Consider the following 13,759-nt stretch of genomic DNA (forward strand, 5'->3'; position numbering starts at 1 on the left):
ATTATTCACTCTCACTACACCTTGTGTAAGCGCTAGCCAAACACGCTAAAAGCAGATTCGTTAAGCCACAGGTGACATAAAATACTCGCGATATAACCAAGCAAGATCACGGGTGCCCATTTTAAGTGCCCCATAAAAGTATAATAGCCTCTAGCTTGTCCCATGAGCGCTACACCTGCCGCCGAGCCAATAGAAAGCAAACTCCCTCCTACCCCAGCCGTAAGCGTGATCAACAACCAATGGCCATGTGACATTTCAGGTTGCATCGACAGCACCGCAAACATCACAGGAATGTTATCGATGACCGCGGAAATAATCCCTAAGAATACGTTGGCATACGTTGCAGACCATTCACCATATAATATCTCTGACATTAAATTTAAATAACCGAGAAACCCAAGACCTCCAACACACATAACGATACCGTAAAAGAATAATAAGGTATCCCACTCAGCGCGTGAAACTTTGCTAAAGACATCGAATGGCACAACACTTCCTAGCTTCTCGAGACGCTCTTGATCTCCTTCTCTTTCCGCCATCGCTCGCTTTCGTGCTAATGACCCCGGTAATGTCATTCTTAGAAAGTAACCAAAAAACTGTAGGTAACCGAGGCCCATCATCATGCCAAGGACCGGTGGTAAATGCAGCAAACTATGTGAGAGCACAGCGGTTGCGACCGTCAGTAGGAATAAAGTTAAAATTCTTAAAGCGCCGCGTTTAAGCTCTACTCTTTCGTAAACTGCACTCGGCTTTCTATCCGCCACAAAATAGCTCATTACGAGTGCTGGTATGATGTAATTGACCAGTGAGGGAACAAATAGCGCTAAGAATTCGCTGAAATGCACCATACCGGCTTGCCATACCATCAAAGTGGTAATGTCACCAAAAGGACTAAATGCACCGCCGGCATTAGCTGCTATCACGATATTGATACAGCTTAAATTGATAAACTCTTTGTCACCTTCAGCGACCTTCATCACCACGGCACACATTAGCAACGCCGTTGTTAGGTTGTCTGCAATTGGAGAAATAAAAAAGGATAAGAACCCAGTGATCCAAAATAGATTTTTATAGCTAAAACCCTTTTGGATCATCCACGCTCGTAGTGCATCAAAAAGGCGGCGCTCCTCTAGCGCGTTGATATAAGTCATCGCAACCAGCAAGAACAACATCAACTCCGCAAATTCTAACAAATTGTGCCGAAATGCGTGCTCGGTAACATCGGGTTGTCCCTGATTGACGTAATACGCCCCAATCATGAGCCAAATGATGCCTGCCGCTACAAGCACTGGCTTTGATTTTCGCATATGGAGTTTTTCTTCGAGCATTACAAGTGCGTATGCTAAAACGAAGACAACAATACAAACCAAGCCGAGTGTCGAGCTGGTAAGATCTAAGGTGCCTTGAGCCGCCAAGGCTGGTGATGGGATCACGGATATGACCCATGCGCAACAGAATAGCAGTAGTCCATTGATTTTCATTTTTTTGCCTATCGATGAGTGCAGAGGGATGGCATTTCAGCCAAACTCACTTTAGCATAGATAAAAAGTAATCAGCATTGGACTGAAGTCTAAGGCATCCTGTTTACACTAGTACAAACAGGCCATACATCAGCAGTAGGTATTTATGCTTCAACTTTCGCAGCAGCAACAAACAGAATTACAGCAAAAATTGAGCAACGATGGCTTTGCACGGATTGAAAATATTCTAGACGACACAAACGCTCAACAACTACATGAGTGCCTCTGTAACCTAGACTACCAGCTCGCACTTTTTCATAACGGGGCTGCAAAATCAGTCAAAGACAGTGATATTCTTGCCTTAACACCGCAAGAGCAGCAAGCCTTGCTTGAAGATATACATAGCTATGCATCACGTGGGGTTGGATTTATGTATGGTCGCCACTCCATAGCGTCCACAAGCCCTGACGCGCTGAAAAAGCTCTACAATAACCTCAATAGTAGCGATGTACAGTCCTGCTTTTCCGCTATCTCTGGACAGAACATTATCCGTACCTCTGCCCAAGCAACACGATTTATTGGTGGTCAGTATTTAACTCGACATAATGACATTGTTGAAGCTGAGGGCCGGGTGTATGCCTATGTACTCAGCCTAAGCAAAAGTTGGCACCCTGACTGGGGCGGGCTACTGCAGTTTTTTGAACGTGATGGCACACCCACTAAAAGTTATGCACCTAAGTTTAATTCACTGGTGGTTTTTGATGTAAGAAAAATTCATTCTGTGACTTACATCGCGCCATTTGCAAAGGCGCCGCGACTTTCTGTAACGGGTTGGTTTAGAACAATAGACACGTAAGCTCAACGCGTGTCTATTGTTCTAGGTGTCTATTTTATTAATATTTTTCGCTTATCTTTTCAATGGTTAAGATCAGTGCAAGGCCTGCGACGGCAAGCGCAATACATGCCAGCGTATTTGGATCTTGACCGTATAGCGTACTGTATTGCGCTGGCAAAATATTGGCCTGACTCAATGGCTTTTCGATACCACTGGAATTCACGTAAGTCGTAAGCACTTGTTTCCAAGGCCACAATAAATTAAGCGAGCCAAGTAAAAAACCAGCTAGTAGCGAGAACGTTACTTGCTGATAGTGCGCCAATAGCCAGCTGAGTAGACGCGAAAACGACATTAACCCCACGATACAACCTAGTAAGAATAAACTCACTAAGCCAAATTCAAGCTGGTTCACCGCACTGAGTACATGGCCATACATACCCAGCAACAGTAGGATAAAGCTCCCTGAGATCCCAGGTAAGATCATCGCGCAAATGGCGATAGCACCTGAGATAAAAAACATCCAATGAGATGCTTGCGCTTCAGCTGGTGAAAGGGAAGTAATAACAAAGGCTACGATAGCACCGACTGCGCAGGCGATAATATTTTGGCCGTTCCAATGAGAGACCTGTTTTGCAACATAGATAAAAGAAGCGACGATAAGACCAAAGAAAAATGACCATACCAGTGTTTGGTGTGCTTCCAATAAATAAGTGATCACCTTCGCCAAAGACGCTGCACTGATTAGCAAACCAGAAAATACTGCTAGTAAAAAGCTACCATCAATGTGCTGCCACGTTGCTTTTAGGCCGTCACGGCGCAATGTGCTCAAAGCCTGTAAGTTCACACTTTTAATGGCATTTAAAAAACGTGCATAGATGCCAGTAATAAAAGCAATGGTGCCGCCAGAAACGCCCGGGACAACATCCGCAGCCCCCATTCCAGCCCCTTTTAAAAACATAAAGAGATAGTCTCGTTTGCTATCTTTATACTGCACAAATTTCTCCTTTCATTTCCACTGCCGAGCAGTTTAACTTAAAACGCTAAAAAATAGCGACAGCTAAAGCTTTCGCTTATCGGGTCGATAACCAATTATGATATTTTACGCGCTTGTACCATGATCATCAGAACGCTTTTATTACTTGTTACCGCTTTACCCGCGACGACTTTTGCAGCAGAACACATTGACGCAGCACCGCTTGGTTCTCTTTATCAGCAAGACGCTAGTCGCTTCTACGAGCCATCGCAATTGATAAAACTGGAAAGCGAAAACGAAAGCTTTTATGTATTTCATCAAGAATATATGGCAACCGCTCGTGAAGGTATCGTGATTTTATTACCAGACATGCAAACTCCGCCCCTCAATAACAGCGGCATAAGCTTTCTTGCAAAACGCTTAAGCGATGATGGCTACGACACGTATACCCTTACTCCGCCGGACCTTTCTTACGCACCGAGTCTGCTAGAGCAAGACATCGCGCTCTCCGATGTTGAAAAACCGGCTCAGCAAACGCTTGCCCCCATTTCAGAATCTAATCTCGACGAATATAAAATGGCCCTGATCAGTCGTTTTGAGGTGCTTTATAACACGCTGTCCATCACTCAAACAGAAAAGTTGGTGGTTGTTGCATTTGGTAATAGCGCAGGCTTATTCGGTGAGCACTTAGCAACCCTGCCCAATCTACGTATCGATGCCTTTGCTGTTGTTAGCCCACAACTGCCTAATGCAACGCGGCAAAAACACTTGGCATCCAACCTTTCCCTGATAAGCCCTGCTTTACTGGATGTTTACTACAGTTTTGACAATCCTATTGTGGTCGACAATACGCCAGACAGAGCGCGCTGGGCGAGAAAAAACAGTAAATTTGATTATCGCCAACGAGAGCTTTTTGGAGAAAAAACCGATCCGCTCCAACATCAAAGACTCAGAAAGGAGTTACTCGGTTTTTTACGCGTCTTATAGTTTTTCAGGTTAGCTCTTTTTTAAATATTCATAGGCAGACTGAATATCTTGGCTTTTGCGCTTTGCCACTTCCATCATATGCTTAGGTAATCCCTGAGACACCAATTTGTCAGGGTGATGCTGCGACATCAGTTTGCGGTATGCTTTTTTGATTTCACGTTCATTCGCCCCTTCATTCAATCCCAGTACAGCCAACGCTTTAGCACGGTTTAAGCCGTTATCTTGTGGTGCCGGTTGACGGCCGCCATGTTGCTGGTGTTGATGTTGCGATCTCCCCGACGCCTGAGAGCGACGAAACTCAAACTCTGCTTGGTAGCGCTTTAGCAGGAACAAAAAGTGGGTTTCTGCGAATCCCAAATACTTGCTCACCTGTTTAAGTAAGGCTTTCTCCGCATCAGACACATGACCATCACAAAATGCCATTTGAATTTGAATTTCTAAAAACAACTGCCTCAAGTCATAGCGTCTAGCAAAAGCTTCTTTAAAATCGGTAACCGCTTCTTTTATCGAAAAGTCACTGCTTTTACCCGCGGTAAACGCATGTTGCGCTTCTTTTCGCTCTTCACCCTGCAAGCCCATTTCACTCATAAATGCAGACGCGGCTTGAATGTGGATTTCGCTGACTCGACCATTAGACTTCGCGATATGTCCCATAACAGAAAAACAGCTGGAAAAGAACAAGGCTTGGCGCTCATGCAGATCTTCACCTTTCATGAAACCTTGAAAGCCACCGACTTTATCAAAATCCTGACGCAAACTTTTATCAAATAAATGGCCGAGATAAAAACCTAAAATAGCGCCTAACCAACGACCAAATAAAAAGCCGAAAATTGTGCCTAATAATTTACCCCACATCGCTATACCCTAACTTGTCATTGATCATTTTTAGTCGCTCTGGCGTGCCGATGTCGTCCCATGCGCCCAAATACAGTTCAGTAGAAACTTTATGCTGCTCAAGCCCACTGCGCAGCAACGGCCCTAGTTTTAGAAAGCCAGCCCTAAGCTCAGTAAAAAAACTTTGGTGATATTTACCAATGCCGGACAAGGTATACTTTTGCTGATTGAGCGGCTGATGGGCAAGGCAAAAATCGCCTTCAGGATTATGTTCGGGATTTTCTACCAACACAATGTGCGCCTCGCAATGGCCCTCTGCTGTGCTGCCGAGCTGTAACTGCACTAGACTGCTGACATCATAGTCCGTAAAAATATCGCCATTGAGTACAATAAAGCTGTCATCCTGTTCACATAACATCGGCAATGCTTGAATGATTCCACCTGCGGTTTCCAATCCACCTTCAGGTTCATCACTGTATTCAATATTGACACCGAAGTGACTACCATTGCCGAAATAGTCTTTTATCACCTGACCTTGCCATGCAAGATTTATCACGATATCGCAGATCCCAGCCGCTTTTAAACGCTCGATATGATGCTCAAGTAGTGGTTTTCCTGCGACGTTAAGCATAGGTTTTGGTTGGTTCGCGGTCAGTGGCATCATGCGTTTACCACGACCAGCAGATAAAATTATCGCTTTCATTGTTACTTCTATTTTGTGCTTAATTTGGCCTGAGCTTGAGGCATTATGTCATTCTCCAGCCAGCTTGCAAGCCACTGAAATTCTTTATACTTATTCGCTACTTCAACAAGGTAGCGTAACGTTGGCAAAATATTTTCTAAGTACCCGCCTTTGCCGTCTCGCTGCAATAGGCGAGTAAAAATCCCGGCAGCTTTAAGGTGTCTTTGCATCCCCGTTAAGTCAAAGTAATGTTGATAGGTGCTAAAATCCATATCGCCTAATAAATTTGCCGCTTTTAAGCAATCAAAGCTATGTTGCTGAAGCTCAGTAAACTCATGTGCATCAAGGCGAGTATAACAATCTCGCAACAGCGAAACCGCATCATAAGTGACAGGTCCTTGTACCGCATCCTGATAATCAATGAGATACCACTGAGACTGATGACATATCAGGTTGCGACTATGAAAATCTCGATGCATCGTAACCTGCGGCTGGCGAGTCATCGCATCAACGAGTTTCAACTTCACATTATGCCACTGCACTTGTTGATATTCGGTGGGTGTTAAGCCAAGCCATTTTGTTACAAGCCACTCGTAAAAGATATTAAGTTCCATATCAACGAAATCAGCATCATAGGGCTTCATCCATTCACTCTTTGGTGTTTTGGCTATTTCTGGAATAAGCGCTATCAACGCACGATAATCCTCTAGCCGAGAAGGTAATACCAACCTATCGGCCAAATGCTCAGAACCTAAATCTTGTAACAGTAATAGCCCTTGATCTTCACTATTTGCAAGGATTTGTGGCACATTGAGGCCTTGCTCTGCAAACACCGTATTTAAACCAATAAAAGGGGCATTATCGAGTTTATCGACCGGTGTCTCCATTAAGATCCACGACATCGTTTGTTGTTTGACGCGATAGTAGCACCGGAAACTGGCATCCGAGGTGATAGCCTCACACGTAAAATCGTCGCTATGTATTGCTTGCTGTATAAACTCGACGCGCTGGTTTTTACTATTCATGGATTAACTATTACACCTTCTACTTGTAAATATTTAAATGCTACTGTATTTCCGACAGTTTTCATTTATCATGATGAGCTTATTATTAAATGCTCAGCTAATAGGTTATTAAATGCGCAAAATTTGGGGCTTGGCTGTATTATCCGCGATTCATTCTACAGCTTTTGCTAATACGAACATTGTCGCCGCACAATGTAAAGACTATATGCAGCCAGAAAACTGGAAGCCGTTAGCCTCGCTGCCCAAACATGCCATTGATATCGTTGCCGATGACTTAGAACTACAAGGTACTGATAGTGCTGAGTTTTCGGGTAATGTGGTGATTAACACTGAAACCATGAGCTTAGAAGCTAGACGTGCGCTAATCGATAAAAAAGAAGGCCTGCTCAGCGCTTCTGGACCACTACTCTATCGTGACCAATTTACCAAAGTTCACAGTAATGGGCTATTCGCGGATTTAAATGCTAACACCGTGAGCTTGCTTGGTGCTGAATATGAATTAACAGACCAACAGGGCCGCGGCGGTGCAGAGAAGTTGCATGCCTCGGGCAGCAAAATTTCACTCGACAACTCCAGCTTTACCACATGTCCTGCTGATGACCCATTTTGGAGTATCGAGGCAAGTAGTATTGTACTTTCTCGAGAAGACGGTTGGGGTGAGACCTATAATACGGTGTTCAAAATTATGGACACGCCCATTATCTATTTACCCTATTTTACGTTTCCAATCGATGATAGACGCAAATCTGGCTTGCTGACGCCGACAATTTCCAGCTCAAATAAGTTTGGTTTGGAGCTGATCACCCCTTATTATCTCAACCTAGCCCCCAACTACGACGCGACCTTAACGCCAAGATACATGGCCAATAAAGGATTTCAGCTTATTACCGAGTTCAGATATTTAACTGAACAACATCAAGGTAAAATTGGGGTGGAATATCTCAGTAAAGATGATTCAGAGCCGCAGCTAGACGATCGCTATTTAGTGCATTGGCAACAAAAAAGTTATTTAAGTGATAAATGGCGTGCATTTGTTGATGTCACAAATGTGAGCGACGATAACTATCTCACTGACTTAACATCCGAATACGCCAATGAAACTGACACTCAGTTATATCGCACCGGCAGTCTAAGTTACCTTGGTGAAGACTGGTTAGTCGACTTAAAGTTGCAAGATTTTGAAGTGTTGGGTGATCACAGAGAATCCTACACTGCACTACCGCAAATTAGCTTCCGTACACGTGACAGTTATGAACTTGTCGGCCTTGATTGGGACTTTGAAGGTGAGTTTGCCTATTTTCAAAATGATGCTTTGCCAATCTCAGAGGCATCGCGATTACATCTAGAACCTCGCGTGTCTTTTTCACGCAGCGACTACGCTTGGTCATTTACCTCCGAGGCACGCCTACTTCACACGCGTTATGAACAGAATATAGATGTGCCTGATACAGAGTATGAGGAGTCTGTCACGCGTACATTGCCAAGTTTACGGGTACATGGACAACTGAATTTTGAACGCAGTACCGAGTTCTTTTTTGAACAAGGTACGCAAACGCTTGAGCCACAAATTCAGTACCTTTACACACCTCACAGAGAGCAAAGCCAAATTGGTTGGTACGATACCGCTAAGTTACAAGATGACTTTATTGGTCTGTTTAGAGCACGCCGTTACTCAGGTTATGACCGTATTGCAGAAGCCAATCAATTCACCGTAGGTGCAACCACGCGTGTATTCGATAGCAGTAATGTCGAACGCTTTAACTTCAGTGCAGGTCAGATCATTTATCTTGAGTCATCTGTAAAGCCTTCTGAACAGCTATTTACTGATGATACCAACTATAATGCACTATTTGCCGCTGAATCCATGTTACATTGGCATAAGCGCTGGTACCTCTCAGGTGGGGTGCAATATGATGTGGATAGCAAAGAGTTAGTGCAGTCTCACTTTACTTTGGACTATAAAGGAGACGACAAGCAGTTAGTGCAATTGAACCATCGTTACGTTAATGATGTCTCAGACTATGAAATTGACCAAGTCGGTCTCTTTACAAGTTTACCAATTGACGATAACTGGCAATTTGTAGCAAGCTATCACCGAGATATGACGGCAAATAGAAGTGTTGAATCCTTTGTTGGTGTTCAATATCAGTCTTGTTGTTGGGCTATTCAGGTGACTGCGAATCGTCAAATTGAAACAAACTTAAACCAAACACTTACAAATGATGAAGCAGTGTTTGATTCTGGCTTCAGCCTGAAATTTGTCCTTACAGGGCTTGGAAGCCAAAGCAGTGGTGATGCGAGTAAACTCCTTCAACAGGGTATTTTTGGTTACCGTAGACCGTATTTTTTGAATAAATAGAATTTAGAAAGCCGTATGAATTTAAAAAAGTTGTTATTAGTGGCCTCATTAAGTGCAGGCCTGTTTACTCAAGCACATGCTGAGCGTGTAAAGCTAGATACTGTTGTTGCCACGGTTAATGATGGTGTAATTTTACAAAGCGAAGTCGATCAAATAATAAATCGGGTTAAAGAACAGGCTGAGCAGCAAGGTACCGAGCTTCCTAGCGATAAAACATTACGCTTACAAGCCATCGATAAACTCATCGAGCAATCTTTAATGTTGCAACTGGGTGATCGCATGGGTATGCAAATTTCAGATGCTCAATTAGACCAGACCATTGCAAATATTGCCCAAGATCAAGGCGGTACTATCGCTGACTTGCGTCGCTCAGTTGAAGCGAGTGGCGAAAGCTTTCAGGCATATCGAGAAGAGATCCGTAAAGAAATAACCACAAGCCAAGTGCGCCGTGCAAGTGTTGACCGCCGTATTTATATTAGCCCTCAAGAGGTGACTAACCTGCAAAAGATCTTGAGTGAGCAAACGGGTAACTCGGAAGAGTATGATATCGGCCATATCTTGATTAAGATCCCAAACAAAGCAACTCCAGAAGAAATTGAAGACGCTCGTGAACGCGCTGATAACGTGATTAAGTTTTTGAACGAAGGTAAAGAGTTCAAGCGCATCGCAATTGCCTCTTCAAGCGGCTCAAAAGCGCTAGATGGTGGTCAATTAGGCTGGATGGGAATTAACGAAATGCCAACCTTGTTCGCTGAGGCCATTAAAGGTGCGAAAAAAGACGACATCGTTGGTCCACTGCGTTCAGGCGCGGGTTTCCACATTCTAAAAGTACAAGATATTCGTGGTCGTGAAGTCGTTGAAACCGTTGAGGTGCGTTCACGTCATATCTTAATCAAACCGTCTATTATCCTAAGTGAAGAAAAAGCACGCTCGATGCTAACAGGCTTTGTAAAAGACTTGCGCGCAGGTACCGCTGACTTTGCTACGCTGGCTAAAGAATATTCTGAAGATCCGGGCTCTGCACTTAAAGGCGGTGAGTACGATTGGACAGATCCGACTACATACGTACCAGCGTTTAGAGACACTCTGTTGTCGCTAGAAAAAGATCAGATCAGTGAACCATTTAGAAGTACATTTGGCTGGCACATTGTACAACTGCTAGATAAACGCGTAGCCGATAAAACAGAACAAGCCAAGTTAAATCGCGCACACCGTCTGCTATTTAACCGTAAATTTAAAGAAGAAAGCTTTAAATGGATTAAAGAAATGCGTGACCAAGCGCATATTGAAATTATCGAAGCGGAATAACGGCTATGACACTCAGAATCGCAATTACACCGGGTGAGCCTGCAGGTATTGGCCCCGATCTTGTTATCAAACTGGCTCAGCATACATGGCCTGCTCAGTTAGTTGCGGTGGCTGATAAAAGTATTATAGAAAAACGCGCCAAAGAACTTGGTGAGCAAATCAAGTTACTGCCGTTTGACAGTGATGCTGCGCCTGAAGCGGCACCTGCAGGTGCCATTTACTACCTTCAAGTAGACAAAGGTGCTGAAGTGGTCGCTGGTCAATTAGATGAAGCCAATGGCCATTATGTGCTCGAAACCTTGCGCATTGCCTCTGAAAAGAATATGGATGGAACATTTGCAGCGGTTGTCACGGGCCCAGTTCATAAAGGCATTATTAACCAAGCTGGGATCTCGTTTAGTGGCCATACTGAGTACTTTGCACAGCAGTCTGATACCGCTGATGTCGTAATGCTACTCGCAACCGAAGGGCTGCGTGTGGCGCTAGTTACTACGCATATCCCGCTAGCGTATGTATCAAAGGCGATTACGCCTGAGCGTCTCAGCAAAGTCATACATATTTTACATCACGACCTACAAACCAAGTTTGGTATTGAACAACCAAGAGTATTAGTTTGTGGATTAAACCCGCATGCCGGAGAAAGTGGACACCTTGGTCGTGAAGAAATAGAAACTATTGAACCAACACTGGAAATGCTGAATAAACAAGGCATGAACTTGGTTGGACCGCTGCCAGCTGACACCCTTTTCCAAGCTAAATATTTAGATAATGCTGATGCAGTGCTTGCAATGTATCACGATCAGGGCTTACCTGTGTTAAAATATAAAGGTTTTGGAAACTCAGTAAACATCACCCTAGGATTACCCTTTGTTCGCACATCGGTTGATCACGGTACAGCGCTTGATTTAGCTGGCTCTGGTGATGTTGAAGTGGGTAGTTTTGAATTAGCGATCCGCGAAGCAATTAAGCTCGCAACCAAAAAAGCACAGAATGCATGACAGATAAAGTACATCTCGGACACAGAGCGCGAAAACGCTTTGGTCAAAACTTCTTAAATGACAACAATATTATCGACAAGATAGTAACTGCTATCGACCCAAAACCTGAAGACAATCTGGTTGAAATCGGTCCTGGTTTAGGTGCTATCACTGAGCCTGTTTGTGATTTAAGTGGTCACCTAACCGTTGTAGAACTCGATAAAGATCTTGCCGAGCGCTTGATCCATCATCCATTCTTGGGACCTAAATTAACGGTTCACCAAGGTGACGCGATGAAGTTTGACTTCTCTTCTTTAATCAAAGAAGGGGAAAAACTGAAGATCTTTGGTAACTTACCTTACAACGTATCAACCCCTTTGCTATTTCACTTATTTGAATTTGCCGATCAGGTCGAGCATATGCACTTTATGCTGCAAAAAGAAGTAGTTAACCGTATGGTTGCTGGCCCTGGCAGCAAGGCCTTTGGTCGCTTAAGCGTAATGACGCAGTACTATTGTCACGCTATTCCTGTGATTGAAGTGCCACCACATTGCTTTAAACCAGCACCAAAAGTTGACTCGGCCGTTGTTCGATTGATCCCAAAAGATCCGTCACAACGTACAGCTAAAAGCACTAAACTTTTGAATACTGTTTGCTTAGAAGCGTTCAACCAACGTCGTAAGACACTAAGAAATAGCTTATCGAACCTGTTAACCGAAGAGCAGCTGCAAAACTTGGGTATCGACCCTACGCTTCGCGCTGAAAACCTGTCGCTTAACCAGTTTATTGAAATTGCAAATTGGATATATGACAACTCAAACTAATATTGGCTCACCGATCAAAGTATCGGTAGAGACCTTTTACGTTGAAGCGCAATCACAGCCTGAAAAGGACAAATATGTGTTTGCCTACACAATTACCATCAAAAACCATAGCTTATGTAACGCTAAGCTACATAGTCGTTATTGGCTCATTACCGATGCTAATGGCAAAGAGACCGAAGTCGAAGGGGATGGTGTTGTCGGTGAGCAGCCCACTATTCGCCCTGGCGAGAGCTATCAGTACACCAGCGGCGCGGTGCTCGATACCCCAGTTGGTACGATGGAAGGGTATTATTTAATGCGTAATGAGTTTGGCACCGAGTTTAAAGCGCCAATCAATGTATTTAGACTCTCCTGTCCAAATATTTTGCATTGATACCGTTTTTATTTTGCGGAAGCGGGTTTACCCCGCGTTCCTCATACGTGCTAGACATCAGAATAAAAACATTGAGTTATAAAAAACCACAGGTAATAGATGGCAAAATACGCAATTGGAGACTTGCAAGGCTGCTTCACTCCACTCATCGGGCTACTCGATCAAGTCAACTTTAACCCAAGCCAAGACCATTTATACTTTGTCGGTGACATCATCGCCAGAGGACCTGACTCACTTGCTTGCCTAGAGTTTCTATACCAACACGCAGGCTCTATTAGCATTACACTTGGCAATCACGATCTCCACTTTTTAGCATGTCTAGCTTTGGGAGTCGCTCCGAACCCAAAAGATAAATTAGACGCGGTTTTTGCCAGTCCTAAATGCCAGAAATATGCTGACTTGTTGCGTGCACAACCCCTCGCTATTTGGCTTGAAACGCAGCAAACTTTTATTTCTCATGCAGGTATTCATCCAAGCTGGAATATTACGCAAGCGCTAGAATATGCACGCTTTGCCGAAGGCATTTATCAATCAACAAAAGCCCCTGAGTTTTACGCAAATATGTACGGCGCTCACCCAGGGCTTGATCTCGACAAGCTCAGTGAACAAGATAAGTTTAAAGCCATTGTTAACGTCTTCACTCGAATGCGCTTTCTAAAACAAAGTGGCGAACTGGATCTTAAGAACAAGTCTGGCCTAACAGATGCGGCAGGTCTCACCCCATGGTTTGAGCTCAGCCAAACACCAGCCAACACTACCCTGCTCTTCGGCCACTGGGCTGCTTTGGAAGGCGAAACCAACAAGAAAAATATTATTGCCTTAGACACTGGCTGCGTGTGGGGAGGCCCTATGACGATGATAAATATCGACAGTGGCGAAAAGTACCAGCATAGCTAACCTCTTTAACAGCCCTAAATCAACGTTAAGGTAAGCACTTACTTTAACTTTTATTAAACTAAGCTACACTCGAAGAAAACGTGAAGCTTATACTTTTTATCCGTTGAGCTGCTATTTTTTGTAATCCGACCTTTTTTACTGAAATTTTTTGTCACATCTGCTATAAAATACTTAACTTATCCGCAATAAATCCGATAAGTATCCGTATTGCTTTGTAAATTTTGT

At 43.8% G+C, this 13,759-nt stretch carries 13 protein-coding genes; 8 read left to right on the forward strand and 5 right to left on the reverse strand.

The annotated features are described in order from the left end of the window. Positions 1-32: 32 nt before the first annotated feature. Positions 33-1,481, reverse strand: a complete 1,449-nt coding sequence (gene nhaD, locus JJQ94_RS20040) for a sodium:proton antiporter NhaD (RefSeq protein ID WP_099030516.1) — start codon at positions 1,479-1,481, stop codon at positions 33-35. Positions 1,482-1,626: 145 nt separating this feature from the next. Between nhaD and JJQ94_RS20045 the strand changes: the two genes are divergently transcribed. After that, positions 1,627-2,316 carry a 2OG-Fe(II) oxygenase gene (locus JJQ94_RS20045; protein WP_099030515.1) on the forward strand — a complete coding sequence of 230 codons (690 nt, stop codon included), beginning with the start codon at positions 1,627-1,629 and terminating at the stop codon, positions 2,314-2,316. 37 nt (positions 2,317-2,353) lie between these two features. On the opposite strand, the gene JJQ94_RS20050 is transcribed toward JJQ94_RS20045, so the two are convergent. Then, positions 2,354-3,289 (reverse strand): DUF368 domain-containing protein, encoded by a 936-nt coding sequence (locus JJQ94_RS20050; protein ID WP_099030514.1) that lies wholly within the window; start codon positions 3,287-3,289, stop codon positions 2,354-2,356. A 120-nt stretch (positions 3,290-3,409) separates the two neighbouring features. Here JJQ94_RS20050 and JJQ94_RS20055 point away from each other — a divergent pair, with 120 nt between their 5' ends. Further along, positions 3,410-4,255, forward strand: coding sequence for a DUF3530 family protein (locus JJQ94_RS20055; RefSeq protein WP_099030513.1), 846 nt, complete (start codon positions 3,410-3,412; stop codon positions 4,253-4,255). 9 nt (positions 4,256-4,264) lie between these two features. Here JJQ94_RS20055 and djlA read toward each other — a convergent pair whose 3' ends face one another. From djlA to JJQ94_RS20070, 3 genes are read right to left on the reverse strand one after another with little or no spacing between them, the layout of a single operon-like run. Further along, positions 4,265-5,110, reverse strand: a complete 846-nt coding sequence (gene djlA / locus JJQ94_RS20060) for a co-chaperone DjlA (protein WP_099030512.1) — start codon at positions 5,108-5,110, stop codon at positions 4,265-4,267. Beyond that, complete coding sequence (gene murU, locus JJQ94_RS20065) at positions 5,100-5,792, reverse strand: N-acetylmuramate alpha-1-phosphate uridylyltransferase MurU (RefSeq protein ID WP_099030511.1); 693 nt, start codon at positions 5,790-5,792, stop codon at positions 5,100-5,102. The genes djlA and murU overlap by 11 nt, the downstream gene beginning before the upstream one ends. Positions 5,793-5,800: 8 nt before the next feature. Further along, positions 5,801-6,796 carry an aminoglycoside phosphotransferase family protein gene (locus JJQ94_RS20070; protein ID WP_099030510.1) on the reverse strand — a complete coding sequence of 332 codons (996 nt, stop codon included), beginning with the start codon at positions 6,794-6,796 and terminating at the stop codon, positions 5,801-5,803. Positions 6,797-6,908: 112 nt separating this feature from the next. On the opposite strand from JJQ94_RS20070, the gene lptD reads away from it, so the two are divergent. The 6 genes from lptD (at position 6,909) to JJQ94_RS20100 (ending at position 13,534) form a co-directional block, all read left to right on the forward strand. Next, positions 6,909-9,155 carry an LPS assembly protein LptD gene (gene lptD / locus JJQ94_RS20075; RefSeq protein ID WP_069023559.1) on the forward strand — a complete coding sequence of 749 codons (2,247 nt, stop codon included), beginning with the start codon at positions 6,909-6,911 and terminating at the stop codon, positions 9,153-9,155. A gap of 15 nt (positions 9,156-9,170) precedes the next feature. After that, a complete protein-coding gene (gene surA, locus JJQ94_RS20080; RefSeq protein ID WP_099030509.1) occupies positions 9,171-10,463 on the forward strand; it encodes a peptidylprolyl isomerase SurA in 1,293 nt (430 codons plus the stop codon). A gap of 5 nt (positions 10,464-10,468) precedes the next feature. Further along, positions 10,469-11,461: a 4-hydroxythreonine-4-phosphate dehydrogenase PdxA gene (gene pdxA / locus JJQ94_RS20085; RefSeq protein WP_099030508.1), complete on the forward strand. Its 993-nt coding sequence runs from the start codon at positions 10,469-10,471 to the stop codon at positions 11,459-11,461. Further along, positions 11,458-12,264: a 16S rRNA (adenine(1518)-N(6)/adenine(1519)-N(6))-dimethyltransferase RsmA gene (gene rsmA / locus JJQ94_RS20090; protein ID WP_099030507.1), complete on the forward strand. Its 807-nt coding sequence runs from the start codon at positions 11,458-11,460 to the stop codon at positions 12,262-12,264. Before pdxA ends, rsmA begins: the two co-directional genes overlap by 4 nt. Beyond that, positions 12,248-12,637 carry a Co2+/Mg2+ efflux protein ApaG gene (apaG, locus tag JJQ94_RS20095; protein WP_010374721.1) on the forward strand — a complete coding sequence of 130 codons (390 nt, stop codon included), beginning with the start codon at positions 12,248-12,250 and terminating at the stop codon, positions 12,635-12,637. The genes rsmA and apaG overlap by 17 nt, the downstream gene beginning before the upstream one ends. 99 nt (positions 12,638-12,736) lie before the next feature. Further along, positions 12,737-13,534, forward strand: a complete 798-nt coding sequence (locus JJQ94_RS20100) for a symmetrical bis(5'-nucleosyl)-tetraphosphatase (RefSeq protein ID WP_099030506.1) — start codon at positions 12,737-12,739, stop codon at positions 13,532-13,534. Positions 13,535-13,759 lie beyond the last annotated feature (225 nt).

The organism is Pseudoalteromonas sp. GCY, assembly GCF_016695175.1.
Taxonomy (GTDB): domain Bacteria; phylum Pseudomonadota; class Gammaproteobacteria; order Enterobacterales; family Alteromonadaceae; genus Pseudoalteromonas.

Excerpts from the sequence above, each read along its gene's own strand:
- nhaD (WP_099030516.1), bottom strand. The coding sequence starts at position 1,481 with ATGAAAATCAATGGACTACTGCTATTCTGTTGCGCATGGGTCATATCC.
- JJQ94_RS20045 (WP_099030515.1), top strand. The coding sequence starts at position 1,627 with ATGCTTCAACTTTCGCAGCAGCAACAAACAGAATTACAGCAAAAATTG.
- JJQ94_RS20055 (WP_099030513.1), top strand. The coding sequence starts at position 3,410 with ATGATCATCAGAACGCTTTTATTACTTGTTACCGCTTTACCCGCGACG.
- djlA (WP_099030512.1), bottom strand. The coding sequence starts at position 5,110 with ATGTGGGGTAAATTATTAGGCACAATTTTCGGCTTTTTATTTGGTCGT.
- murU (WP_099030511.1), bottom strand. The coding sequence starts at position 5,792 with ATGAAAGCGATAATTTTATCTGCTGGTCGTGGTAAACGCATGATGCCA.
- JJQ94_RS20070 (WP_099030510.1), bottom strand. The coding sequence starts at position 6,796 with ATGAATAGTAAAAACCAGCGCGTCGAGTTTATACAGCAAGCAATACAT.
- lptD (WP_069023559.1), top strand. The coding sequence starts at position 6,909 with ATGCGCAAAATTTGGGGCTTGGCTGTATTATCCGCGATTCATTCTACA.
- surA (WP_099030509.1), top strand. The coding sequence starts at position 9,171 with ATGAATTTAAAAAAGTTGTTATTAGTGGCCTCATTAAGTGCAGGCCTG.
- pdxA (WP_099030508.1), top strand. The coding sequence starts at position 10,469 with ATGACACTCAGAATCGCAATTACACCGGGTGAGCCTGCAGGTATTGGC.
- rsmA (WP_099030507.1), top strand. The coding sequence starts at position 11,458 with ATGACAGATAAAGTACATCTCGGACACAGAGCGCGAAAACGCTTTGGT.
- apaG (WP_010374721.1), top strand. The coding sequence starts at position 12,248 with ATGACAACTCAAACTAATATTGGCTCACCGATCAAAGTATCGGTAGAG.
- JJQ94_RS20100 (WP_099030506.1), top strand. The coding sequence starts at position 12,737 with ATGGCAAAATACGCAATTGGAGACTTGCAAGGCTGCTTCACTCCACTC.